The sequence below is a fragment of the Fundidesulfovibrio agrisoli genome, from assembly GCF_022808715.1.
Taxonomy (GTDB): domain Bacteria; phylum Desulfobacterota; class Desulfovibrionia; order Desulfovibrionales; family Desulfovibrionaceae; genus Fundidesulfovibrio; species Fundidesulfovibrio agrisoli.
On record NZ_JAKZKX010000013.1, the window covers coordinates 65,962 to 89,950 of the forward strand.

Here is a 23,989-nt window from a genome sequence, read left to right on the forward strand (position 1 = left end):
CGAGAATAAGGAGTCCCCCGATGTTCGAACAACTTCGCCGCCGCAGCAGGACCGCAGGCCGCGCCCCGGGCACCCCGGAATACGTCGGCGTCGAGCGCAGCACGCCCGTCACCCTCCAGATGATAACCTACGACGCCTCCGGGGTGGAGTCCGTCCACCCGGAGCACCTGCGCGAGTGCGCCTGCTTCAGCGAGGGGCCGGGCGTCAGTTGGATCAATATCGACGGCCTGCACGACCCCGCCGTGGTGAGCGAGGCGGCCGAGGTGTTCAAGATCCACCCCCTGGTGGTGGAGGACATCGTGCACACCGGCCAGCGCCCCAAGATGGAGGAGCTTGGGGACTCCCTGTTCGTCATCATCAAGATGCTCAGTTTCAACGAGAAGACGCGCAAGGTCGAGGACGAGCAGGTCAGCTTCATCCTGGGCAGCCACTACCTGCTCACCTTCCAGGAGCACGCCAACGGCGACGTCTTCGGCGAGGTGCGCAAGCGCATCATGGGCCGCAAGGGCCGGGTCTGCAGCATGGGGGCGGACTACCTGCTCTACGCCCTGATGGACGCCGTGGTGGACAACTACTTCGTGGTGCTGGAGCGCATGGGCGAGGAGATCGAGGACATCGAGGAGATGCTGCTCTCCGCGCCCAAGCCAGAGCACCTGGAGGCCCTGCACGGCCTGCGGCGCGAAGCCCTGTTCCTGCGCAAGTACATCTTCCCCCTGCGCGAGGTGGTGGCCAAGCTGGAGAAGGGCGGCAACGAGCTCATCTCGGACAACACCATCTTCTACCTGCGCGACCTCTACGACCACACCATACAGGTGATGGACACGGTGGAGACCTTCCGGGACATGCTCTCCGGCATGGTGGAGCTCTACCTCTCCAACATCAGCCTGAAGATGAACGAGATCATGAAGGTGCTGACCATGTTCTCCAGCTTCTTCATCCCGCTCACCTTCATCGCCGGGCTCTACGGCATGAACTTCAAGTTCATGCCCGAGCTGGAGTGGGAATACGGCTACTTCGCCGTGCTCGCGCTCATGGCCACCATAGGCGTGAGCATGCTCCTGCTCTTCAGGCGCAAGGGCTGGATCGGGAAACGTTCGAGATAGGAGCCAGCGGCGGCGGCCCGCGTTAAAGCGATTGTCACCAATGGGGCTTCTCGGCTACCCTGGATGCATGAATTTCCGTCGCCATGCAGCATCCCGGGGGCTTACGGCCCTGGTGCTCGCCGTGGCCCTGTGCGGCCCATGGGCGCAGCCGGCCAGCGCCGGGCAGGATCCGCCCGCGGACCAGCCAGCTCCGGCCAAACGCGTGCTGGTCGCTTTCGCCGAGACCCCCGAGTATCTCGCCTATCCCAACTTCCTGGCCAGCATCAAAACGACCCTCGCCGAGCAATACGGGCTGCGCCCGGACTTCTCCATCGAATACCTGGCCATGGGCCGCAACGCCCGGGATTCCGACTACTCCACCGACCTCAAGCGCTTCCTCGCCGCCAAGTACCGCTACACCCCGCCCGACGTCGTGATCTCCTTCGGGGGCACCGGCGCAGCGTTCATGCTGGCCAACGGGGCTGAAATGTTCCCCGGCAAGCCGCTGGTGGTGGCCGGGGCCACCATGGGCAGGGCGCCGGAGAACCTGCCCCCCGGAGTCACGGTGCTGGCCACCAGCTTCGACCCTGCCCGGGCCGTGCAGTCCATCCAGCGCCTTCGGCCCCTGGTGCGCAACATCGCGGTGGTGATCGGCGCCTCCCCCGCCGAGCTGCGGCTGGCGGAGGCATGGAAGGCGGCGCTCGGCAAGGGGACCCCGGACTGCTCCGTGGAGTTCGTCGACAACCGCAGGCTGGTCGAAACCATAGAATTCCTGGCCCGCCTTCGTCCCAACTCGGCCATACTGTTCCACTCCTACTTCCAGGACGGCGCGGGTGCCGCATTCCACCCGCTCACCGTGTTCCACCGCATCGCAAGCGAGGCAGGGGTTCCGCTGTTCGTCACCCAGGACACTTTCGTGGGCGTGGGGGGCGTGGGGGGCTACGTCATCAGCAACCGGACCGCCGGGGCCGCGGCTGCCCGCGTGGTGGGGGAAATCCTTTCCGGCAAACCCCAGGACGGGGTGCTCGCCGCGGACAACACCGAGAATCTCTATGACTGGCGTCAGCTCAGACGCTGGGGCATTGAGGAATCCCGGCTGCCCAAGGGCAGCCGGGTGGAATACCGCGAGCCCTCCGCCTGGCTGACCTACCGCTGGCAGATCGTGGCCGTGCTCATGCTGCTGGCCTTCCTCTTCAGCTACATCGTCATTCTGCACGTGGCCCGGGCCCGGCATCTGCGCATGCAGGGCGAACTGGCCCGCAGCAAGAACAAGCTCCACGCCCTGCTGGAGGCCATGCCCTCGGCCATCATCGCCGTGGATCAGAAGGGGCTCGTAAGCAGTTGGAACAGGGAGGCCGCGCTGCTCAGCGGCGTGCCCGAGGCGCGGGCCCTGGGCCTGCCCCTGCGCGAGGCCTTCCCCTGGCTGGCGGAGCAGGTGGAGGGCACGGACGCGCAACAGCTTGCCAGCCAGTCGCAGCACATCGAGCGCGCCGATTTTCTCCAGGGCGAGGAGCACAGGTTCCTGAGCATCTCCATGTACGCGGTGGAGGAGGGCGAGGCCCGCGAGGTGGTGCTGCGCGTCGACGACGTGAGCAGGCAGGTGCGCCTGGAAGAGCTGATGATCCACAACGAGAAGATCATGTCCCTGGGGGGGCTGGCCGCCGGCATGGCCCACGAGATCAACAACCCCCTGGGCATCATCCTGCAGTCCGTGCAGAACGTGGAGCGCAGGCTTTCTCCCGTCTTCGCCAAGAACGGGCAGGCTGCCAGCGAGTGCGGCCTGCCGCTGCCCGCCCTGGACTGCTACCTGGAGCGGCGCGGCGTGGCCGTGGCCCTCAAGGACATCAAGGAGGCCGGAGCCCGCGCGGCGGAGATCGTCCGAAACACGCTGGACTTCTCGCGCAAGGACGGCGAGGGCCTGGAGCCCTGCGACCTTGTGAGCCTGCTGGGCAACATCGTGGGCATCGCCCAGAGCGATTTCGACCTGGAAAGCAACTACGACATGAAGAAGGTGCGCCTGATTTTCGACCACGGGCCCGGCCCGGTGACGGCGCACTGCTCCCGCAGCCAGATCGGGCAGGTGTTCCTGAACCTCATCAAGAACGGGGTGCAGGCCATGGGCACGTTGGAGGCCAAGGACTACGTCCCCACCCTGACCATGACCGTGCGCGAAGACCAGGACACCTGCTACGTGGAGTTCGCGGACAACGGCCCCGGCATCCCGGAGAGCGTGCAGAAGCACATCTTCGAGCCCTTCTTCACCACAAAGAAGCCGGGCAAGGGCACAGGGCTGGGGCTTTCTGTCTCCTACTTCATCGTGGCCCGCAACCATGGGGGGCGTATGAGCGTGGAATCCGTGCCGGGCAAGGGCGCGCGCTTCATGGTGGCCCTGCCAAAGTTCCCCCGCGGCCGCCAGCAGGGAGCCGCCGAAGCGTAAGCCGTACCGGGATACACATTGAACCCAGGAGGGCAGGATGAAAATCCTGGTCATCGACGATGATTCGGCGATCCGCAACAGCGTCCGCGACTTTCTGGAGGACTGCGACCGGGAAGTGCTCCTGGCCGCCAACGGGCAGGAAGCCCTGGACCTGCTGCAGGCCCGCGACGACATCGGCGTGGCCCTGGTGGACCTGAACATGCCGGTGATGGACGGCTACACCTTCCTGTCCAAAGTGCGGGAGAGCCGCCCCGGCCTGCCCACGGTGGTGCTCTCGGGCGTGGGGGTGCTCTCCGACGCCATGGCCGCCATCAGGGCCGGAGCCTGGGACTTCATCTCGAAGCCCATCCTCAATTTCGACGTGCTGCTGCACTCCATCTCCTCCGTGGAAGAGAAGGCCAGGCTGCTGGCCGAGAACAGGGCCTACCAGGAACACCTGGAGGAGATGGTCCGCCAGCGCACCATGCAGCTCGAAATCGCCAACGAGCGCGTGATCCACTGCCTGGGCAAGGCCGCCGAGTTCCGCGACAACGACACGGGGCACCATGTCATCCGCGTGGGCGAGATCGCCAGGATACTGGCCACGCACATGGGCCTCGACCAGGACTTCAGGCGCCTGATCCGCCTGGCCGCGCCCATGCACGACATCGGCAAGATCTCCATCCCGGACCATATCCTGCTCAAACCCGGCCCCCTCTCCGACGAGGAGTGGGAGGTGATGAAGCGCCACACCATCCTGGGCTGCGAGATGCTGCATTTCAACCCCGAGGACGCCAAGCCCGGCTGCACCCTGGACCTGCTCAACCTGCTGGAAGGCCAGGACGACCTGATCTCCATGGCCCAGCGCATCGCCCTGTGCCACCACGAGCGCTGGGACGGCCTGGGCTACCCCCACGGGCTCAGGGGCGACGAGATTCCGCTGGAGGCGCGCATCGTCTCCGTGGTGGACGTCTACGACGCCCTTGGCAGCATGCGCCCCTACAAGAAGGCCATCCCCGAGGACGTGTGCAAGGCCAAGATCATAGGGGCAAGCGGCAAGTACTTCGATCCGGCGGTGGTGGAAGCGTTCGAGCGCCATTACGACGAGGTGGCGGAGATCAGGCGGAAATACGCGGACTGAGAAGGGGCAACCGGCTGGGCGGCGTTACGCCCGCGCGCGCCAGGGGGTCTCCCCCTGGCCTCCGCCGGTCAGGGCGCGCAGGCGGCGCACCAGGCGGGCGGCGAAGGGCTCGCGCTCCACGAGTCCGGCAAGGTCGGCGCGGCTCTCGATGCCGTGGGCCGCAAGCACGGATTTCCAGGAGCCGGGCTGGTCCCCGGCGAGGTCCTTGTGGGCGTGCCTGCCGGCAACGGTCAAGAGCGGCATCAACAGCGCCTTGCGCACCCCGGAGGCGGCAAGGCCCGAGGCGATGGCCCGGATGTTCAGCGGGTCATGTTCGTCGGCGGCCTCCAGCACGCCCAGGCGCGCGCCGGGCAGGCTCAGGCGCAGGGCCTGGGCCAGGTGCCTGTACAGCGACTGGGCGGCGTGGGTGGTTCCGTGGCCCATGAGCACCACGGCCTCGCTGGGAGCGGGCGGGTCCTGGGCGAGGCTTTCGCGCAGGGCCATGGCCACGTCGGGCGCGTCCAGCGGGGAGTCGAGCAGCGGCCCGCCGATGGCCACCTCGGCCCCGCAGCAGCCCGCGAGATCCTCCAGGCTCCGGCACATCCGCCCGAACTCCTCCCCGGCGATCACATGCAGTGACTGCACGGCCACGCGCAGAGGCCCGAGCCTGGCCTGGGCGTAGAGCCCAGGAAGCATCTCCTCAAGTGGCTGGCCTTGAGCGCCCCTGGCAGCGGGGTGGTTTCCCGCGCGGGGGGAGGCCGTGTAGGCCAGCAGCACCCTGCGCGCTGGGAACTCGCGCCCCACGCGGGCGGCGAAGGCCTCCAGGGCGGCGCGGGCGCTCGGATGAGAGGAGCCGTGGGCGGCCAGTATGCACAGCGACGGGTGTTCGTTCATGGCGGGTGAGTGCCTGTAGCAGACTTCCCCCCGGGAGCCAATGCCCGGGGAGGCAATCCCCTCAGGAGCGAGGCTTTCCCGCCGGTTTAGCGCGCTGCCCGCGCCGTCTTTCATTCCACCCTCTTGACAGGATACCCTCAGGGGGTATTTGTATACCCCGTAGGGGTATTCGCAGGTAAGGGGGTGGCGCATGGAATGCGCATCGCATTGTGCTTCCGACAAGAAGATGTCGGCCCGAGTCAAGCGTATCGCGGGCCAGGTGGCTGGCATCCAGCGCATGCTGGATGAAAAACGCTACTGCGTGGATATTCTCAACCAGATCGCCGCCGTGCGCTCCGCCCTGGACGCGCTGGGCGTGGAGCTGCTCGGCAGGCACCTGGAAACGTGCGTGCTCGGGCACGGCACCGCCTCCGAGCATGAGGCCGCCCGGCCCATGACGCAGCAGGAGATGCTGGCGGAATTCAAAACCGCGTTGTCCCGCTTCCTGAAGTGAGCGGGAGCACAATCATATACAAGGTCCACCCAGATGGAAAAACGCACCCTGCCCGTGACGGGCATGCACTGCGCGGCCTGCTCGGGCCGCATCGAGCGCGTTCTGTCCCAGATGCCCGGCGTGGAATCCGCCGTGGTGAACCTGGCCGCCGAAACCCTGGACGTCCAGTGGGACCCGGCCCGGACCTCCCTGGAGGCCCTGGCCGCCCGCGTGGCCGAGCTGGGCTTCGGCCTGACCCTGCCCAGGCCTGCCGCCGCCATTCACCTGGCCATCGGCGGGATGCACTGCGCCTCCTGCTCCAGCCGCATCGAGAAGGTGATCGGCGGCATGGAGGGCGTGGACGCCATCCGCGTGAACCTGGCCACGGAGACGGGCGAGCTTGAACTTTCCCCCTCAGGGCCATCCCTGGATATCGTCACCGCCAAGATCGCGGAGCTGGGCTTCAGCGCCACGCCCCTGGCCGAGGAGGACGATTCCGTCTTCGAGGGCCAGCAGAAGGCCCAGGCCGAACGGCTGGAGGCCCAGCGCCGCGCCCTGGTCCCCCAGCTTCTGCTGGGGGGGCTCGAACTGCTGGTGGCCATGGGGCCCATGCTGGGGATGGCCCTGCCCGGCTTCCTGGCCCCGGAGCACTCCCCGGCGGCCTATGCGCTCCTGCAGTTGGCGCTCACGGCCCCGCTCCTGTGGCTTGGGCGGCGCTTCTACCTGGACGGCATCCCGGCCCTGCTGCGCGGCGTACCCACCATGGACTCGCTTATCGCCCTGGGCACGGGCGCGGCCTTTCTGGCCTCGCTCTGGAGCACCGTGGAGATCGTCCTGGGCATCGACCCGCACCACGCCGTGCACGGGCTCTATTACGAGTCCGCCGCGGTGATCGTGGCGCTCATCTCCCTGGGCAAGTATTTCGAGGCCCGCTCACGCTCCAAGACGGCCGAGGCCGTGCGCGCGCTCATGCGTCTGGCCCCGGAGACGGCCACCCGCATCGGGGCGGACGGATCGCAGACTTCCGTACCTGTGAAGCAGGTGCGCCCCGGCGACACGCTGTTGGTGCGCCCCGGGGAGCGCGTGCCCGTGGACGGCGAGGTGGTCGAGGGGGCCTCCGAGGTGGACGAGTCCATGCTCACCGGCGAGAGCGCGCCCGTGGCCAAGAAGCCCGGGGACCAGCTGGCCGCGGGGACCATGAACGCCCTGGGCGCGCTGACCATGCGCGCCCTGAAGGTGGGCCGAGACACCATGCTGGCCAGGATCATCGCCCTGGTGCGCGACGCCCAGGGCTCCAAGGCGCCCATCGCCAGCCTGGCGGACACGGTGAGCCTCTATTTCGTGCCCATCGTCATGGCTCTGGCCGTGCTGGCCGGGTTGGCCTGGCTCCTGGCCGGGGAGGGCTGGGCCTTCTCCCTGCGCATCTTCGTGAGCGTGATGGTCATCGCCTGCCCCTGCGCCATGGGCCTGGCCACGCCCACCTCCATCATGGTGGGCACGGGCCGGGGCGCGCGCCTGGGAGTGCTCATCAAGAGCGGGCAGGCCCTGCAGGCCGCCAGCGAGGTGGGGGCCGTGGTCATGGACAAGACCGGCACCCTGACCCTGGGCAAGCCCGTGCTCACCGACGTGCTGCCCGCGCCCGGCATAGCCGCCGAAATCCTGCTGGCCCACGCAGCGGCGGTGGAGGCCCTCTCGGCCCACCCGCTGGGGTTGGCCGTGGTTCAGGCCGCGCAGGCGCGCGGGTTGGAGCTGCCTTTCGCCACCGACGCGAAGGCCATGCCCGGCAGCGGCGTGGCCGGTAGCGTCGGCGGCAGGCCGGTGCTGGCCGGGCGGCCCGGCTGGCTGGCGGAGCAGGGCGTGGATATCCCGCCCGCCATGCTTGCCGAAGGCGAGCGGCTCTCGGCCGAGGCCAAGACCCCGCTGTTCGTGGCCGAGGCTGGGAAGCTGCTGGGCATCCTGGCCGTGGCGGACGCCGTGCGCCCCGAAACCCCGGAGACTGTGCGCCGCCTGCGGGAGATGAACGTGCGGGTTATCATGCTCACCGGCGACAACCAGCGCACCGCAGACGCCGTGGCCGCACAGGCAGGCGTGGAGGAGGTGGCCGCCGAGGTGCCGCCCGAGGGCAAGGCCGCGCGCGTGGCGGAGTTGCAGGCCCAGGGCCTCAAGGTGGCCATGGTGGGCGACGGCATCAACGACGCTCCGGCCCTGGCCAGGGCGGACGTGGGCGTCTCCATGGGGACGGGCATCGACGTGGCCATCGAGACCGGGGACGTGGTGCTCATGCGCGGCGACCTGCGCGGGGTGCTCACGGCCATCGGATTGTCGCGGGCCACCGTGCGCAACATCCGCCAGAACCTGTTCTGGGCCTTCGCCTACAACGTGCTGGGCATCCCGGTGGCGGCGGGGGTGCTGCACGCCTTCGGCGGGCCGACGCTCTCGCCCATGATCGCGGGCGCGGCCATGGCCATGAGTTCGGTGTCGGTGGTGTCGAATGCGCTCAGGCTGCGCTTCTGGAAGGGGTAGGGGCCGCTGCATCGGCCGTCGGGGCCGCCTGCCCGGCGCGGCGGCCGTAATCCCAGCTGCCGGGCCTGCGGCCCTCTGGCGAAGCGCCAGCGCGGGATCTCGCCCGCCACGCCGGGCAGGCAGCCCCAACGGCCAAGCGGTCCTACTGTAGTTTGTTGGGAAAAGACGGGAAATCAGTAGTGGTAGCGGCAGGCCAGGACGATGACCATGTCCTGGGTCACGCTGTAGACGAGGCGGTGTTCGGCGTCGATCCGGCGGGACCAGCGGCCTGCGAGGTCGAAGCGGAGCTGCTCGGGCTTGCCCAGCCCCTCGAAGGGGGAGCGCTGAATATCCTTGATGAGCCTGTTGATCCTGCGGAGCATGGCTTTGTCCGTGGCCTGCCAGTGGAGGTAGTCCTCCCAGGCTTCCGGGGTCCAGGCCACGGCGAGGCTCATTCCTCGATCAGCTCCCTGGCCTGGAACTCTCCGGCGGCCTCGCGCGCCATGCTGGCGCGCAGGCGTGCTGCGTTGGCCGGGCTGCGCATCAGGTAGGCGGTCTCCTCGATGGCGTTCCAGTCGTCCAGGCTGAGCATGACCACGGCCCCGGCCTTGCGTCGGGTGATGATCACGGGCTCGTGCCGGTCGCAGACCTTGTCCATTGTCTCGGCGAGTTTTTCGCGCGCGGTGCTGTAGGTGATGGCGTCCATTGTGTCCTCCGGCTGAAATGAAGTTGTACGAATTCCTGTACAACTGTCAAGGGGCCGAAAGTCTCGCCCTGCCGGGCGCGAAGCGGAGAAGGGATTCAAAAGGGAGGAACTCCCTTTTGCCGCCGGAGGCGTCTTCTTCTGAAACCTACTCCAGCCAGATCGGCGCGTCCTGCTTCCTCTCGTCCCCCTGGGCGTCCCCGGTGTTCACCGTGGCCGCCGGCTCCACGAGCATGATGTGCACCTCTTCCGGGGCGTGGGGGCAGTGCTCCACGCCGCGCGGGATGGCCAGGGCCTGGCCTTCCTCCAGCCAGACGTCTCCGTCGCGGAAGCGGATGCACAGCCTCCCCTTGAGCACTACGAACATCTCGTCCTCGTGCTCGTGGGCGTGCCAGACGAAATCGCCCTGGATGCGGGCCAGCTTCACGTAGGTGTCGTTGACCTGCGCGGCCACACGGGGCGACCATAGCGCGTCGATGGACGCGGCCGCCGCTTTCAAATCCAGCGCCTTCATCGCCGCTACCCCCTGCCCAGCGCCTGCTGGGCCTCTTCCTTCTTGCCCTGCTTCTCCAGCGCCCTGGCCAGCTCCTTCCAGAACTGCTTCTGCTCCGGGCGCAGGGCCGCGCTCTGCCTCGCCAGGGCCTCGGCGATGGCCGGGTCCTCCCCGGCGTCCAGGTAGAGCTTGGCCAGCAGGTTCATGGAGAAGGCGTCCTTGGGGTCGTGCAGCAGGGCCTGATGCAGGTACTCGCGGCCCTGCTCGGTGCGGCCAAGGGCCAGGGCCACGCGGGCCAGGTGGCGCATGGCCAGGCCCTTGCCGCCGGGCAGGGCGTTCACCTTCTCGTAGTATTTGCGGGCGTTGGCCAGCTTGCCGGACTCCTCGGCCATGCGGCCCAGACGCAGCAGGCTGTACACGTCGCCGGGGTTGAGCTTCAGGCAGCGCTGGAAGCACTTGCGGGCCTGGGCCACCTCGCCCAGGCGGTGGCAGGCGTGGCCCAGGTTGTACAGGGCCATGGCGTTGCGCGGCTCCTTGGCGAGCACGCGCTCGAACTCGGCCTTGGCCTGGGCCATGCGCCCGAGCCTGGCCAGGCAGATGCCAAGGGAGTTGCGGGCCAGGCGGTTCTCCTCGTCGGCCAGCAGGGCCAGCTTGTACTCCTCCACCGCGCCGTAGATGTCGCCCAGGGTGAAGAGCCTGTCCGCGCTGATGGTCAGCGAGATGGTGTCGAACACGGCCAGCTTGTCCCGCCCGGGCAAGAGCAGGGAGTGGTCCAGGGCCTTGCGGCAGTTCTCCAGCACGTCGGCCTTGCCGAAGTTCAGGAAGGGATAGCCCGCCAGGCCAACGGCCAACTGCAGGCCCAGGCGCTCCCTGGCGGCCTCCATGAAGGCGGCGAAGCGGGGGCGCAGCTCCAGGGGGTCCACCCCGGGCAGGTAGAGGATGAGGCTGCCGGTGGAGAAGCGCCCGCCCTGCATCTGCTGGCCGAAGCACTCGCGGCACAGGGCCGTGACCTCCTGCACGCGGGCCTCCGCCGGGGAGGAGCCCGCCAAGGCGCGCTCCTTGCCGGGTTCGGGCAGGCGCACCAGGGCCAGGCTGAATATGCTCTGGGATTCGCGGGCCTGGGCGATGTGGCGGATGAAGTCGCGGTGGCCCAGCAGGCCGCTGACCATGTCGCGCTGGGGCTGGGCCGGGGGCTGGTCCTCGGCGGCGAAGCGCTCCTCGCCCTCCTGGGCCATGAGCAGCCGGTCGCCGGGCTCGATGGGCCAGGAGGCGTCGGTCAGGTGCAGCACCTCCGCGAAGGAGACGTCCTCCTGGGTCTCCATGAGGATGATCTCGCCCTTGACCATGGCCGGGTAGCGCCCGGAGACCCGCGTCTCGCCGGAGCGGGCCAGCTGGTGCGCGCCCTCGAAGCGCGGGGACCACACCAGGAAGCGCTGGCCCTCCTTGGCGTCCACGGCGCGGCCCAGGCTCACGGCCAGGCGGCCCAGGGGCAGGCGCTCCAGCACCTGTCCGCCCTCGCGCAGCAGCCGGGCGAAGCTGATGACCTGGTTGCGGCCCAGGTCCTTGGCGCAGGCCAGGGTCTTGCGGGCCTTCTGGATCAGGATGCGCGCGGCCTCGCCGGTGGGCGCGGCCAACTGTCCGCCGTGCAGGTCCTGCGGGTAGAGGGCGAAGCCCGCGCTCACGGTCAGGCGGATGCGCTCGCCGTTGACCGGGTATTCGAAGACCTCCTCGGCCACTGCGGCGCGGAAGTTCTCGGCCAGTTCCTGGCAGCGGGCCGGGGTGCCGCCGGGCAGCAGGACGGCGAACACGTCCTCGCCCAGGCGGGCGCAGAGGCTGTCGCCCGGAGCGGCGGCCGTGAGCAGCTTGCCCACGGAGGCCAGCAGCTTCTCGCCGAAGAGATGGCCGAAGCCCTGGTTGACCCAGGTGAAGAAGTCCACGTCGAAGAGCACCAGGCCGAAACCGCCGCGCGCCTCGCCGGGCCCGGCCTCCAGGCAGCTGGCCGAGCCGGGCAGGATGCAGGCCTGCACCAGCTCGATCTCGCGCTCCAGGGCCTGGGTCAGGTGCTGGCGGTTGGCCAGGCCGGTGACGCCGTCCGTGCGGCAGGCCTTGGCCAGCCGGAGATTCTCCAGGCAGAGCGAGGCCGCCTGGTTGAGCACGGAGAGCGCCCCCTTGGAGGGCTGCGGCTTCACGCCCCTGGCCATGAACATGCCCATCAGCTCGCCTTCGTGCGTGAGCGGCAGCAGGAGCTTCTGCTCACCCCGCAGGAATTCCGGCTCGGCGGGGCCGGAGCCGGACCCCGGCGGCGGGAAGTACAGGCTGTAGGACTTGAACCCCACGAAGGCCTGGAGGGCGTCCTTGAGGGCGTGTTCGCTGCCGATGAGGTCCTGCCGGGTGAGACGGACGCCCGCGAGGGGCTGAGCGGGGATGTTCTGGCGCATGGGCATACATATAGGGCCGCCCGGCCGGTGACAAGCGCGGGCAGCGGGAGAAGGCGGACATGGCGGCGGGACGGCTTGCCCGGTGCCGGGCCATGGGCTATACGGCAGGGCGGAGCATACGCCATGGAACACAATCCCGTACTCGAAGCCATCCGCGGCCGTCGCAGCATCCGGCGCTACAAGGCCGAAGCCGTGCCGAGGGACGTCCTGCTGGCCGTGCTGGAGGCAGGGCGCTGGGCCCCCAGCGGGCTCAACAACCAGCCCTGGCGCTTCCTCGTGGTGCAGGCCGGAGACCCCCGGCAGGAGGCCCTGGCCGGGCTCACCAAGTATTCCCACATCGTGCGCCAGGCCGCCGCGCTGTTCTGCGTCTTTATGGACCGCGAGATCGTCTACAACCGCGCCAAGGACCTGCAGGGCGTCGGGGCCTGCCTGCAGAACATGCTCCTGGCGGCCCACGCCCAGGGCCTGGGCGCGGTCTGGCTGGGCGAGATCATCAACCAGGAGCCCCGCGTCACCGAGGCCCTGGGCCTTGACGGGCAGCGCCTGGAGCTCATGGCCGTGCTGGCCGCGGGCTGGCCGGACCAGAAGGGCTCCTCCGACCGCAAACCCCTGGAGCAGCTCCTGCTGGAGCCTCTCCCCTAAGGATATTCATGAAAATCGAGACGTTCGCCATCGGCCCCCTGGAGACCAACAGCTACCTGGCCCACGAGGGCTCCCTGGCCGTGGCCATCGACGTGGGCGGCGACCCAAAGCCCATGCTGGCCAGCCTGGCCCGCAACAAGCTCACGCTCACGCACATCCTGCTCACGCACGTGCATTTCGACCACACCTACGGGGTGGGGGCGCTGCATGAAGCCACCGGGGCCAAGGTGCTGGCGGGTGCTGGCAGCGACGAGCTCATGCGCACCGAACTGGGGCGCGGCGGCTTCATGGGCCTGCCCCCCGTGCGCGACTACAGCTACGAGACCATCGCCGAGGGCGAGTTCGAGGCCCTGGGCCAGGTCTGCAAGGCCCTGGCGACCCCGGGCCACGCCCCGGGCAGCCTCACCTTCCACTTCCCGGCGGCGGGCGTGGCCTTCGTGGGGGACCTGGTGTTCTACCGCTCCGTTGGCCGCTCGGATTTCCCCGGCGGCAGCCACGACGTGCTGGTGGACAGCGTGCGCCGCAAGGTCTTCACCATGCCGGGCAGCACGGTGCTCTATCCGGGCCACGGCCCCGAGACCACGGTGGACGACGAGCGCCTGCACAACCCCTATTTCAGCGACTTCGCCAGGTAGGCCGCGATGGTTCCCCCGGCCGAAGCGCTCGTCCTGGCCTGCGGCCCCCGGCCCGGGGGCAACAGCGACCGCATGGCGGAACTGCTGGCCCAGGGGCTGGCGGAGGCCGGGGTTCCGGCGCGCCTGCTGCACCTGCGCGACGCGGGGCCGCTGCCCTGCGTGGGCTGCCAGGGCTGCTCCCGCGACGCGGGGTACGCCTGTCCGCTCATGGACCAGGACGGGGCGGAAGAGGTGTTCGGGCGCATCAAGTCCGCACCGCTGCTGTTTTTCGCCTCGCCCATCTATTTCTATCACCTGCCGGGGCAGTTCAAGGGCTTCATCGACCGCTCCCAGCGGCACTACGAGGCCTGGGCCGCGGGCGATCCGGCCCTGCGGTCCCTGCCGCCGCGCACGGCCCACGCCTGCCTGGTGGCCGGGCGGCCGCGCGGGGAGAAGCTCTTCGACGGGGCGCTGCTCACGCTCAAGTATTTCCTGCGCACCTTCAACGTGCGCCTGGGCGAGCCGCTGACGCTCATGGGCCTGGACGGCCCGGACGACCTGTGCGGCGATGCCGGGGCCTGCGGCCAAGTGCTGGATTTCGCCCGCAGGGCCGTTGTCGGCGCCGGCCTGGGTGCGGGCCCGGCAGCGTGAAGGCCCTCGCCGCCCGGATGCTCGGGGCCGCGCGCGCCCTGGCCGGGTGGCGCTGCCCCTGCTGCCTGGCGGCCCAGGAGCGCGAAGGGCTCTGCGCCCGCTGCGCCGGATTGTTGACGCCGCGCGCCAAAGGGTACTGCCCCGGCTGCGGCGAACTGACGCCCATCCCCGATCAGGAGCCCACCCTGTGCCCGCGCTGCCGGGAAACCCCCCGCCCATGGGACGCGCTGGGATTTTACGGGGTCTACGGGGGCGCGCTGCGGGAGTGCCTGCTGCGCTTCAAGTTCGGGGGCAGCCACTCGGGCCAGGCGTTGCTCACGGGGCTTCTGCATCAGGCCTACGAGCTGCACCGCCAGCGCCCCGGAGGGATGGACCCGCGCGGGCCGGAGCTGGTCTGCGCGGTGCCCGTGCACTGGCGCAGGCTGGTGACGCGCGGTTTCAACCAGAGCTTCGAGCTGGCCAAGGGCCTGGCCCGCGTTCTGGGCGTGCCCGCCCCGGCGGCGACCCTGAGCAAGGTCAGGGCCACGGGGCCGCAGAGCAGGCTCGGGGCCAGGGAGCGCGCCGTGAACCTCAAAGGGGCATTCGAGGCGGACCCGGCGCTGGTTGCGGGGCGGCGCGCGCTGCTTGTGGACGATGTGATGACCACGGGCTCCACCCTGGAAGCGGCGGCCAAAGCCCTGCGCGGCGCGGGTTGCGCCAGGGTTGAGATACTGGTTCTGGCGAGGGATGAAAAAATCGGGGGTTGACATTTCGGGGCTGTCTCCGTAAGTACGGCTTCCCCGTTTGCGGAGGTCTATCTACCATGTACGCTATTATTGAGACTGGCGGTAAGCAATACCGCGTCGTTGAGGGCGCCAAGATCACCGTTGAGAAGCTCACGGCTGATGCCGGTTCCCAGGTGGCCCTGGAAAAGGTGCTGCTGGTCGGTGAGGAAGGCGGCCTGAAGGTCGGCGCTCCCTATGTGGAAGGCGCCAAGGTCACTTGCGAGGTTGTCGAGCATCTGCGCGGCCCCAAGGTGATCGTGTTCCACAAGTGGCGTCGCAACGACTCCCACAAGAAGACCGGTCATCGTCAGGATCTCACGACCCTGAAGATCACCTCGATCCAGGCCTAGGAGGAACACCATGGCTCATAAAAAAGCAGGCGGCAGTTCCCGCAACGGCCGCGACAGCGCCGGTCAACGCCGCGGCGTGAAGCGCTACGGCGGCCAGGTCGTCAAGGCCGGCAACATCCTGGTGCGCCAGCTGGGCACCAAGTTCCACCCCGGCACCAACGTCGGCCTGGGCAAGGATTTCACCCTGTTCGCCCTGGTGGACGGCGTGGTCAGCTACGAAAAGTACATCCGCAACCGCAAGGTCAAGACGCGGGTGTGCGTGGTTCCGGCCGCGGCCTAGCCAGGACGATCCCGCTCCCAGCGCGGGGCGGAGACAGATTGTTCACAGAACAGGCGACCCATCGGGTCGCCTTTCTGCGTTGTCCCGCCTCCATGCCGGATGCGCTCCGGCCGATTCTTGAACGTTGGGGTCCGATCAGGTACGCTCCGAGCCTGTTGGCCCTGAAATTGCATTGAATTCCCCCCGGAAGGGAGCGCCATGGCGGACAAGGAACACAAGAAAGTCATCATCAAGAAGGTGAAGAAGGGCGGGCACGGCGGCCACCACGGCGGCAGCTGGAAGGTGGCCTATGCCGACTTCGTCACCGCCATGATGGCCTTCTTCCTGGTCATGTGGCTGGTCAACTCCCTGCCGCAGGAGAAGCGCGAGCAGGTGGCGCAGTATTTCCAGTCCTTCAGCCTGTTCGACAACGGCGCGCAGCCGAGCCTGATCCCGGCCACCGACATCTCCCAGATCCAGAAGGAGAACAACCCGCCGGCCATCGTCCAGCCCATCAGCGAGAGCCCCGCCGGGGCCGCCAAGGAGAAGACCGAGGCCGAGAAGATGGCCGAGGCCCTCAAGGAGGCCGTGGAGACCAAGACGCCCGACCTCAAGCAGCAGGTCACGGTGAAGACCGAGGCCGACAAGGTGATCTTCGAGCTTTCCGAGGACGCAAAGGGCAAGCCCCTGTTCGCCCTGGGCAAGGCCGACCTGACCCCCGACGCCAGGCGCGTGCTGGAGGCCGTGGCCCCCAAGCTGGCCCAGGCCGGAAAGGGCGCGCTGACCATCGAGGGCCACACCGACGCCTACACCTACGCGGGCGACCGCTTCACCAACTGGGAGCTCTCCACCGAGCGGGCCTCGGGCGCGCGCCGCGTGCTGGAGAAGGCGGGCGTCTCGGGCGAGGCCGTGGGCATGGTGGCCGGGTTCGCGGCCACGCGGCCCATGGTCCCGGCCAACGTGTACGACCCCAAGAACCGGCGCATCCGCCTGGTGCTGGAAGTGCCCAACGCCAAGAAGAGTTCCGAGGCCGGGGCGCAGGGCCAGGGCGGCGCCGGTTCAGGCTCCGGCCCGGGCCAGGCTGGCGACGCCAAGGCCAAGAAGGGCCCGGGCAACATGTTCGTGGAGCCCGAAGCCCCTCCGCCGCCCCCGGAATCGCCCATCCCCCGGGAAAAAAGGGAAATTCTGGACCAGCAGATCGAAAGGCTATACGACGAGCAAATCAAGGGCAAACCCTGAACGAGGATACTGAAGCGTCATGTTCGCCATCATCGGCATAGTCATGGTCCTTGGCTCGGTCATCCTGGGCTACACGCTGGAGAAGGGAAACTTCGGCGTGCTCTGGCAGCCCGCCGAGCTGGTGATCATCTTCGGCGCGGCCTTCGGCTCCATGGTCCTCGGCTCCCCCAAGGAAGTGGTCATCGGCGCGCTCAAGGGCATCGGCGGGGCCTTCGGCTCCTCCAAGTGCAGCAAGGCCTTCTTCCTGGACATGCTCATCATGCTCTCCATGCTGTTCATGAAGATCCGGCGCGAAGGCCTGGTGGCCATCGAGAAGGACATCGAAGGCCCGGAATCCAGCCAGATCTTCAGCGGCTTCCTCAAGAACAAATCCAACAAGTTCATCGTGGATTTCGTCTGCGACACCATGCGCGTGTTCTCCACCGTGAACATCGAGCAGCACGAGTTCGAGAACATCATGGAGGCCGACATCGAGGCCTACAGCCACGAGGCCGTGGCCCCCTCCGGCGCGGTGACCAAGATGGCCGACGCCCTGCCGGGCCTGGGCATCGTGGCGGCGGTTCTCGGCGTCGTCATCACCATGGGCTTCATCAGCGAGCCCCCCGAGGTCATCGGCCACCACATCGGCGCGGCCCTGGTGGGTACCTTCCTGGGCGTTCTGATGTGCTACGGCATCATCGGCCCCATCGCCGCCAACATGGAATGCAAGGCCAAGGACGGCGAGCACTGCCTGATCGTGGTCAAGTGCGCCCTGGGCGCCTTCGTGGGCGGCAACCCTCCCCCGGTGGCCCTCGAGGCCGGCCGGCGGGCCATACCCAACCACCACCGCCCCAGCTTCGCCGAGCTGGAGGAGGCCGTGAAAGCCTCCAAGGGCAAATAGCGAGCTGTTCCATACCGGGGGATCATGTCCGGGGAAATACGGGTTCTGCTGGCCGAGGACGTGGCCATCCTGCGGGCGGCCATCGCCGTCATGCTTGCCTCCTGCCCGGGCGCCAGGCTGCTGGCCGAGGCAGGGGACGGGGCCGAGGCGGTGCGCCTGGCCGGAGAGCTCGAGCCGGACGTGGTGCTCATGGACCTTTCCATGCCGGTGCTGGACGGCCCCGAGGCCCTCGCCCGCATCAAGCGGGCCTCGCCCGGCACGGCCGTCCTGGCTCTCACCGCCCACGACGATCCCGCGCTCATCGTGCGGACCTACGGCGCGGGCGCGGACGGATACCTCCTCAAAGACATCACCAAGGCCGAACTCTGCCGTGCCCTGGAGCGCGCGGCCGCGGGCCAGCCCTGCCTGGGGGGCAGCGGCGCTGCGGCCCTGCTCGGGGCCCTGGACGGCGGGGCGCGGCCATTGAGCGAGCCGCAACGCGACCTGCTGGAGTTCATGGCCCAGGGCATGAGCGAGGCCGAAGCCGGGTCGCTCCTGGGCCTGGGCCAGGCGGGAACCGCTGAGCTGATAGGCGGGGTGTTGCGGCTGCTGCGCGAACCGCGGGACTGAAGCAGGAGGCCGGGGCTGCTCAGCGCCCCTCGCGGTCCTGGGCTTCGAGCTTCTTCAGGATGTCGTAGAGCTCCAGGACGGCCATCAGGGCTTCATCCACGTTCCGTTCATGGGCGGCGCGCTCCAGGCGGACGCCGAGCTGGTTGACCTCGTCCACGCCGAAGGTCATGGATGTGCCCTTCATGTCGTGCCCGACCTGAGCCGCACCATCGAAATCGCCCACGGCGAGCATCCGCCGGGCAGTCTCCGCGCGCTCCCTCAGAAACACCAGGATATCCTTCATCAAGGGGTGAAACTGATCGGCGGGCTGGTCGGCCGCCTTCCCTCCGCACCCGGCGGCCTTGCGGCTGTAGCGCTCCACCAGCTCCTGCAGAACGCCCAGAGGCACGGGCTTGGCCAGGTAGTCGGTCATGCCCGCGTCGATGAAGCGTTCCCTGTCGCCCCGCATGGCGTAGGCGGTCAGCGCGATCACCGGCATCTGCGCCACGTTCTCGCCGCATTCGCCGGCGCGGATGCGGCGCACGGCCTCCAGGCCGTCCATCCTCGGCATCTGCACGTCCATGAACACCAGGTCGAAGCTTTCCCGGCGCAGGGCGTCCAACGCGGCCACGCCGTCCTCTGCGGCGGCCACCCGGTGCCCAAGGGAGGCCAGGAACTCCTGGAACACATGCAGGTTCATGGGGTTGTCCTCCACCACCAGGATGCTCAGGCTGCGCTGCCCAGGCCCCGTGTCCGCAATCTGGGGGGCCAGGTCCTGCTGGCTTTGCCCCGGCAGGCCGAAGCGGGCCGTGAAGCAGAAGGTGCTTCCCGCGCCGGGCGCGCTCTGGGCCCAGATCCTGCCGCCCATCAGCGCGGTGAGCTCCCTGCAGATGGCCAGCCCAAGCCCCGCGCCCTGGAACCGCTTGGAGAGGGTGGAGTCCACCTGCCTGAAGCTGTCGAAGACGCTCTCCAACTGGTTGGGGGGGATGCCGATGCCCGTGTCCTCCACGCAGATCTGCAACTCGACATAGGCATCGGTCGTGCGCAACACGCCGGCCCTGAGCCCGATGTGTCCCTCGGCGGTGAATTTCAGGGCGTTGCCCAGCAGGTTGGAGACCACCTGCCCCAGACGCACATGGTCGCCGACGAGCTGGGCCGGAATGTCCTGCGCCAGGGTCACGTCCAGGGCCAGGCCCTTGTCGCGGCAGGGGCCGCGGAAGGTCTCCAGCACGCGCTCCAGGGTCTCGCAGGGGTTGAAGGGAACGCTCTCCAGGGTGAGCTTGCCTGCCTCCACGCGGGAAAGGTCCAGCACGTCGCCGATGATGGCCAGCAGGGTCTTGGCGCTGTCCGCGATCATGCGCAGGTGGCGGGCCGTCTTGGCCTGGTCGCCCTGGCGCTGGGAAAGGTCGGCCAGGCCCAGGATGGCGCTGATGGGGGTGCGGATCTCGTGGCTCATGTTGGCCAGGAAGTCGCTCTTGGCCCTGCTGGAGGCCTGGGCCTGCTCGTGGGCGGCGAGCAGCCGGCTCTCGTCCAGCTTGCGCTGGGTGATGTCCATCACCGAGATGAGCACGTGCCGGAAGTTGCGCTCGAAGCCGGGCATGGGGCGGGCGTCGGCCATGGCGTGGCGCTCCTCCCCCATGAGGTTGGTGAAGGAGGTCTCCAGGCTGAAGCAGCCCGCGCCCGAGCGCAGGCCAGAGAACAGGGCCGCGAAGAATTGTCCGCCCCCGGGCAGGTTGATGGTGTGCAGGCTTTGCAGCAGCTCGTAGCGGTTGTTTGCGCCCAGAAGCTCCAGGGCGGCAGGGTTGGCGTCCAGCACGCGGGTCAGGCGGGCGCATTCGGCTGAGAGATCGGGGTTTGATTCCATGAGCTTGGAGTAATCCTCCAGGGCGGCCATCTCGGGAGTGCGCGAGAGGTCGGCCAGGGCGGAGAAGTCGCAGTCCAGGAAGGCGATGGGCGAGCTCATGAAAAGGCTGCGGTAGCGCAGCTCGCTGCCGCGCAGCTTGGAGTTGGCGGCCTCGAGGGCCGCGGTGCGCAGTTGAACGCGCTCCTCCAGCTCGCGGTTGAGCTCCAGCAGTTCCGCCCGGGAGGAGGCCAGTTGCCGCGCGGCGTCGTCCTGGGCGGCCCAGGCCGCGTGCAGCTCCGAGAGGCCCTTGTCCAGCGCCTCGACGGTGCGGGCCCAGGTGCGGGCCAGGTCGCCTATTTCTCCCGGGTGCTTGCGGGCCAGGTCCACCAGGGCGAGCCGGGTGGGCTCCAGGCCGCCCGGGCGGGGCTTGAAGGAGCCCACGCACCCGGCCAGGTCGTTGATGGGCCGGGCAATCCAGCGGGCCGCGCCCCAGGCCATGAGCATGCCCGCCAGGAACAGGCCGGCGATGGCCATTATCTGGTCGCGGGCCAGGGCCAGGGCCGTGTCCTTGAGTTCGCCGTTATCCATGACGAGCCCGAGCCGCCACTGCAGCTGGGGTAGGTGGATGACGAAGGCCGTGTAGTCCTGCCCGCCGTCGCTCCAGTGCAGGTGGGCCGGAGAGTCCGGGCCGGAGGTGACTTCCCTGAACTGGGCCATCACGGCCGTCATGGCCTCGCGCAGGGGCTTGGGCGGAACCAGCAGGAAGGAGCCCTTCGCGTCCATCAGGCAAATGCGCCCGGTGCGGCCCTGCTGCACCAGGGAAAGCGTGTCCACGATGTCGTGGACCATGGTGCTGCGGTAGTCCTGGAAGCGCGCCTCCAACTGGTCGTAGGGCAGGCTCACGCCCACGTGCCAGCCCCAGGGCTCGAACACCTCCACGCAGGCCAGGTGCTTGTCCGGGGCCGCCGGGTCGGCGGTGGGCCACCACAGCAGCAGCGAGCCCGTCCCGTCCCGCTCGAGCAGCGCCGCCTGGTAGGGCTTCTGGTCGGCGTCGCTTCCGCCCTTGACGCCGGACCAGTCCTTCCCGACGAGTGTGTTGTCCGAGTGGGCCAGGCCCTTGCCGTCGCGGTCGGAGATGAAGACGGTCAGGCCGGAGACGGCGCTGGCCGTGGCCGCCTGGGCCAGGGCGGCCTCGTGGGCCTGCTGGGGGGTGATGATGCCGGCGCGCAGCTCCTCGTCCTCCTGCTGCAGGCTGGACATGACGAGGCTCAGATGGCGCCTGAGGGCCTGGCGCTGGTCCTTCAGGGTGTCGCGGATGCGCTCCTTCACGTTGGCGTCGCGTTCGGAGATGAACAGGGAGGAGACCTTGAGCTTCGCGGCGGCGCCGACCTCCTGGTCCTCCACGAGGCGCGTCTTGAGGGAGTAGCCGGTAACGGCCAAAGCAACGGCCACGGTGACGGCCGTGAGCGCCGTGACCAGCAGAAACACCTTGCCGTGGAGCGAGACCCTCATCGGAGGCCCTCCAAGGGGATCACCCCCGCGCCGGGGCCTCGAACGCGCGGTTCGGGCCCGGCATCAGTTCACCACCATGGTGTTCATCACCCCGGGACGGTGGAAATAGAACTCCACCCTGCGGTTGAGGGCGTTGCTGTCGGGGTCGAAGGCGGGCACCAGGGGCAGGGTGTCCCCATAGGAGACGGCCCGTACCCGGTTGGGGCTGATGGCGCTCTCCTTGAGGACGGCGCGCACCACGGCCCCGGCCCGCGCGCCGGAGAGCTCCCAGTTGGAGGGGAAGGGGCCGGCCTTGTACTCGTCGGGCGTGGCGTGGCCGCGCACCATGAGGTTGAGGTTGAAGGAGCGCAGCACGTCCTGGACTTCCTTGACGATCTTGGACGCCTCGGGCGTGATCTCGGCGGAGCCGGGCTTGAAGAGGCTGTCGTTGTTCACCCGCAGGAGCACCCCCTGGTCGTCGCTGCTCACGCCGGAGCTGCGCTTGAGGTAGGGGTCCTCGGTGATGATCTTCTTGAAGCGCATGGCGATGGTGTAGCGCGCGGCCTGCTCCTCGGTGAGGGCCTGGGGCTTGGCCTTGGTGGAGCCCATCACCGGGGAGTTGGGGTCCTGCATGGTGACGGCGGGGGTGGTTTCGGACTTGAAGTAGGTCTCCAGAGCCTTCTGCACGTCCTTGGGGACCATGTTCATGATCCACATGAGCAGGAAGAAGGCCATCATGGCGGTGACGAAGTCCGCGTAGGCCACCTTCCAACTGCCGCCGTGGTGCGCCTGGTGGCGGCGGGAGGGCTTGGCCGGGCGCGATGAGCCCTTGGACATGGATCAGCCCCCCCGGATGATCTGTTCGAGTTCCTCGAACGTGGGGCGGTAGATGTCCGGCACGGAGCGGCGGCCGAACTCCAGGGCGATCATGGGGGTGGCGCCGTGGGCCGTGGCCGAGATGGTGGCGCGGATGACCCCGAAGAAGGCCTCGCGCTCCTGGCTGCGGTTCTCCAGCTTGGTGGCCATGGGCCCCACGAAGCCGTAGCAGAGCAGCACGCCCAGGAAGGTGCCCACCAGGGCCGCGCCGATGGAGTGCCCCAGTTCGTCGGGCGGTGCGGTGATCTTCTGCATGGTCAGCACCACGCCCAGCACCGCCGCCACGATGCCCAGGCCCGGCAGGGACTCGGCCACCTTGGAAATGTTCTGGGCGGGCAGGGCGGTCAGGGCGTGCATGGACTCGATGTCCGCGTGCATGATGCCCTCGATCTCGCCGGGTTCGCCCGTGACCAGGTAGACCCGGAAGGTGTCGCAGATGAAGCGGATCATCTGCGTGTCGTTCTTGATGTTCTGGTGGCCGGTGAAGATGGCGCTGGCCTCGGGGTGCTCCACGTCGCGCTCCACGCTGGCCAGTCCTTCGCGGCGGATCTTGATGAGCAGCCTGGCCAGCAGGCTCAAGAGCTCGACGTACTGGGTCTTGGAGTAGTGCTTGCCGGAGAAGACCTCGCGGATGTGGTGCACCACCAGCTTGAGCGAGGTTTTGGTGGATGCGATCAGCAAGGAGCCCAGGGCCGCGCCGCCGATGACCAGCAGCTCCGCCGGCTGGAGCAGCACGCCGAACTTGCCCCCGGCGATCCAGTAGCCGCTGGCGACGCAGCCAATGACGACAAGAATCCCAAGTATTGCAATCATTTCAAGTCCTCATTGGCCCCAGGGCCAGCTCCGCCCCCGGAAGAGAGCACGTAAGACAATTCGGCCAGAAGGTTGTCCAGGTCGAGGCCGGTGCGGGCCTCCCCGGGGTTGGCGAATTCGCCGCGCGAAAGGTTGTCGCACCAGTGGGCCAGGGCCGTGACCCCGCAGACCTGGGCGTCAAGGAACTCCAACTCCTTCTCCAGCCGGGAGCCCACGGCGAAGCGCACGAAGCGGGTGCCCAGAAGGAGCCTGTCCTCGCGCCGGACCACGCGCACGATGCGGTTGCTGGTGAACACCGAGAGCACGCCGTAGGGCTGGTCCACCGAGGGGTCCCACAGCTTGAGGTAGATGTGGCAGGCTTCGGCCTTCACCAGGGCTTCCACGCCGGGGTGGGAAGGGTCGATGCTCAGGCCGAGCCCCTGGATGGAGATGTCCAGCAGGCGCACGGCGGCCTCCTCCCGTTTGGACTGGAGGAGCAGGGGAGAGCCGAGCCGGGCCAGGCCGAGGCGAAGGGGAGCCAGGTCCGCGCAGGTCCAGGCGGCCATCTGGCGGACGTAGTGGGCGGGAACGCCGATACGGAAGTCAGCCCTGCGGTTGTCTGCGGTCACGAACGGACTCCAGCGCGCGGGATGCGCGTCAAGGAATCGGTAACACGCTGAAAACGCGTCGCGCAAGGCGCTTCATGGGCTCCGGGCGAAATTCCCTCCTGCCGGGCGGGGTTGCATAAGGGGGGGCTTTGCCGTAGAGAAAACGGCGCGAAGACGCTTCCGGCCAGGAAAAAGACGCTTTTACTTCGTTTATACGCCTTTTTTCAGCTCAGAAACGCCTGAGCGCACCTGGCCCCCGCACAGCGCTCGCC

23 protein-coding genes are annotated in these 23,989 nt (G+C 68.5%); 14 read left to right on the top strand and 9 right to left on the bottom strand.

Features of this window, described 5'->3' with window-relative positions:
- Nucleotides 1-20: 20 nt before the first annotated feature.
- From corA to MLE27_RS11010, 3 genes are all read left to right on the top strand, one after another.
- On the top strand, nucleotides 21-1,103 hold the full coding sequence (gene corA / locus MLE27_RS11000) for a magnesium/cobalt transporter CorA (protein WP_243312123.1): 1,083 nt from the start codon (nucleotides 21-23) through the stop codon (nucleotides 1,101-1,103).
- Between the two features lie 67 nt (nucleotides 1,104-1,170).
- Nucleotides 1,171-3,519 carry an ATP-binding protein gene (locus MLE27_RS11005; protein ID WP_243312124.1) on the top strand — a complete coding sequence of 783 codons (2,349 nt, stop codon included), beginning with the start codon at nucleotides 1,171-1,173 and terminating at the stop codon, nucleotides 3,517-3,519.
- A 37-nt stretch (nucleotides 3,520-3,556) separates the two neighbouring features.
- Nucleotides 3,557-4,639, top strand: a complete 1,083-nt coding sequence (locus tag MLE27_RS11010) for an HD-GYP domain-containing protein (RefSeq protein WP_243312125.1) — start codon at nucleotides 3,557-3,559, stop codon at nucleotides 4,637-4,639.
- 24 nt (nucleotides 4,640-4,663) lie between these two features.
- Here MLE27_RS11010 and MLE27_RS11015 read toward each other — a convergent pair whose 3' ends face one another.
- Nucleotides 4,664-5,512, bottom strand: coding sequence for a sirohydrochlorin cobaltochelatase (locus tag MLE27_RS11015; RefSeq protein ID WP_243312126.1), 849 nt, complete (start codon nucleotides 5,510-5,512; stop codon nucleotides 4,664-4,666).
- A 190-nt stretch (nucleotides 5,513-5,702) separates the two neighbouring features.
- Between MLE27_RS11015 and MLE27_RS11020 the strand changes: the two genes are divergently transcribed.
- Together MLE27_RS11020 and MLE27_RS11025 are read left to right on the top strand one after the other, a co-directional pair.
- A complete protein-coding gene (locus MLE27_RS11020; protein ID WP_243312127.1) occupies nucleotides 5,703-6,005 on the top strand; it encodes a metal-sensitive transcriptional regulator in 303 nt (100 codons plus the stop codon).
- 33 nt (nucleotides 6,006-6,038) lie between these two features.
- The gene (locus MLE27_RS11025; RefSeq protein WP_243312128.1) at nucleotides 6,039-8,507 is read left to right on the top strand and encodes a heavy metal translocating P-type ATPase; all 2,469 of its coding nucleotides are present in this window, start codon (nucleotides 6,039-6,041) and stop codon (nucleotides 8,505-8,507) included.
- Nucleotides 8,508-8,680: 173 nt separating this feature from the next.
- On the opposite strand, the gene MLE27_RS11030 is transcribed toward MLE27_RS11025, so the two are convergent.
- From MLE27_RS11030 to MLE27_RS17985, 4 genes are all read right to left on the bottom strand, one after another.
- Nucleotides 8,681-8,941 carry a Txe/YoeB family addiction module toxin gene (locus tag MLE27_RS11030; RefSeq protein WP_243312129.1) on the bottom strand — a complete coding sequence of 87 codons (261 nt, stop codon included), beginning with the start codon at nucleotides 8,939-8,941 and terminating at the stop codon, nucleotides 8,681-8,683.
- Complete coding sequence (locus MLE27_RS11035; protein ID WP_243312130.1) at nucleotides 8,938-9,192, bottom strand: type II toxin-antitoxin system Phd/YefM family antitoxin; 255 nt, start codon at nucleotides 9,190-9,192, stop codon at nucleotides 8,938-8,940. The genes MLE27_RS11030 and MLE27_RS11035 overlap by 4 nt, the downstream gene beginning before the upstream one ends.
- Nucleotides 9,193-9,337: 145 nt before the next feature.
- Nucleotides 9,338-9,703 (bottom strand): cupin domain-containing protein, encoded by a 366-nt coding sequence (locus tag MLE27_RS11040; RefSeq protein ID WP_243312161.1) that lies wholly within the window; start codon nucleotides 9,701-9,703, stop codon nucleotides 9,338-9,340.
- Nucleotides 9,704-9,708: 5 nt separating this feature from the next.
- Nucleotides 9,709-12,126 carry a diguanylate cyclase domain-containing protein gene (locus MLE27_RS17985; protein WP_279355791.1) on the bottom strand — a complete coding sequence of 806 codons (2,418 nt, stop codon included), beginning with the start codon at nucleotides 12,124-12,126 and terminating at the stop codon, nucleotides 9,709-9,711.
- A 117-nt stretch (nucleotides 12,127-12,243) separates the two neighbouring features.
- Here MLE27_RS17985 and MLE27_RS11060 point away from each other — a divergent pair, with 117 nt between their 5' ends.
- The 9 genes from MLE27_RS11060 (at nucleotide 12,244) to MLE27_RS11100 (ending at nucleotide 18,128) form a co-directional block, all read left to right on the top strand.
- Complete coding sequence (locus MLE27_RS11060) at nucleotides 12,244-12,762, top strand: nitroreductase family protein (protein WP_243312131.1); 519 nt, start codon at nucleotides 12,244-12,246, stop codon at nucleotides 12,760-12,762.
- A gap of 8 nt (nucleotides 12,763-12,770) precedes the next feature.
- Nucleotides 12,771-13,397, top strand: a complete 627-nt coding sequence (locus MLE27_RS11065) for an MBL fold metallo-hydrolase (RefSeq protein ID WP_243312132.1) — start codon at nucleotides 12,771-12,773, stop codon at nucleotides 13,395-13,397.
- 6 nt (nucleotides 13,398-13,403) lie between these two features.
- A complete protein-coding gene (locus MLE27_RS11070) occupies nucleotides 13,404-14,027 on the top strand; it encodes a flavodoxin family protein (protein WP_243312133.1) in 624 nt (207 codons plus the stop codon).
- On the top strand, nucleotides 14,024-14,773 hold the full coding sequence (locus MLE27_RS18185) for a ComF family protein (protein WP_243312134.1): 750 nt from the start codon (nucleotides 14,024-14,026) through the stop codon (nucleotides 14,771-14,773). The genes MLE27_RS11070 and MLE27_RS18185 overlap by 4 nt, the downstream gene beginning before the upstream one ends.
- A 56-nt stretch (nucleotides 14,774-14,829) precedes the next feature.
- On the top strand, nucleotides 14,830-15,141 hold the full coding sequence (rplU, locus tag MLE27_RS11080; protein ID WP_243312135.1) for a 50S ribosomal protein L21: 312 nt from the start codon (nucleotides 14,830-14,832) through the stop codon (nucleotides 15,139-15,141).
- A 10-nt stretch (nucleotides 15,142-15,151) separates the two neighbouring features.
- Nucleotides 15,152-15,421 (top strand): 50S ribosomal protein L27, encoded by a 270-nt coding sequence (gene rpmA / locus MLE27_RS11085; protein ID WP_243312136.1) that lies wholly within the window; start codon nucleotides 15,152-15,154, stop codon nucleotides 15,419-15,421.
- A 198-nt stretch (nucleotides 15,422-15,619) separates the two neighbouring features.
- Complete coding sequence (locus MLE27_RS11090; protein ID WP_243312137.1) at nucleotides 15,620-16,639, top strand: flagellar motor protein MotB; 1,020 nt, start codon at nucleotides 15,620-15,622, stop codon at nucleotides 16,637-16,639.
- Nucleotides 16,640-16,658: 19 nt separating this feature from the next.
- Nucleotides 16,659-17,519, top strand: a complete 861-nt coding sequence (gene motA / locus MLE27_RS11095; RefSeq protein ID WP_243312138.1) for a flagellar motor stator protein MotA — start codon at nucleotides 16,659-16,661, stop codon at nucleotides 17,517-17,519.
- Nucleotides 17,520-17,543: 24 nt separating this feature from the next.
- Nucleotides 17,544-18,128 (top strand): response regulator, encoded by a 585-nt coding sequence (locus MLE27_RS11100; RefSeq protein ID WP_243312139.1) that lies wholly within the window; start codon nucleotides 17,544-17,546, stop codon nucleotides 18,126-18,128.
- 19 nt (nucleotides 18,129-18,147) lie between these two features.
- Here the strand turns inward: MLE27_RS11100 and MLE27_RS11105 are convergent, their stop codons facing one another.
- The 4 genes from MLE27_RS11105 to MLE27_RS11120 all read right to left on the bottom strand — a co-directional run bounded on the left by MLE27_RS11105 (nucleotide 18,148) and on the right by MLE27_RS11120 (nucleotide 23,738).
- Nucleotides 18,148-21,462: a response regulator gene (locus MLE27_RS11105; RefSeq protein ID WP_243312140.1), complete on the bottom strand. Its 3,315-nt coding sequence runs from the start codon at nucleotides 21,460-21,462 to the stop codon at nucleotides 18,148-18,150.
- A 63-nt stretch (nucleotides 21,463-21,525) separates the two neighbouring features.
- A complete protein-coding gene (locus MLE27_RS11110; protein WP_243312141.1) occupies nucleotides 21,526-22,278 on the bottom strand; it encodes an OmpA/MotB family protein in 753 nt (250 codons plus the stop codon).
- A gap of 3 nt (nucleotides 22,279-22,281) precedes the next feature.
- Nucleotides 22,282-23,130 carry a flagellar motor stator protein MotA gene (motA, locus tag MLE27_RS11115; RefSeq protein ID WP_243312142.1) on the bottom strand — a complete coding sequence of 283 codons (849 nt, stop codon included), beginning with the start codon at nucleotides 23,128-23,130 and terminating at the stop codon, nucleotides 22,282-22,284.
- Nucleotides 23,127-23,738: a hypothetical protein gene (locus MLE27_RS11120; protein WP_243312143.1), complete on the bottom strand. Its 612-nt coding sequence runs from the start codon at nucleotides 23,736-23,738 to the stop codon at nucleotides 23,127-23,129. Before MLE27_RS11120 ends, motA (MLE27_RS11115) begins: the two co-directional genes overlap by 4 nt.
- Nucleotides 23,739-23,989 lie beyond the last annotated feature (251 nt).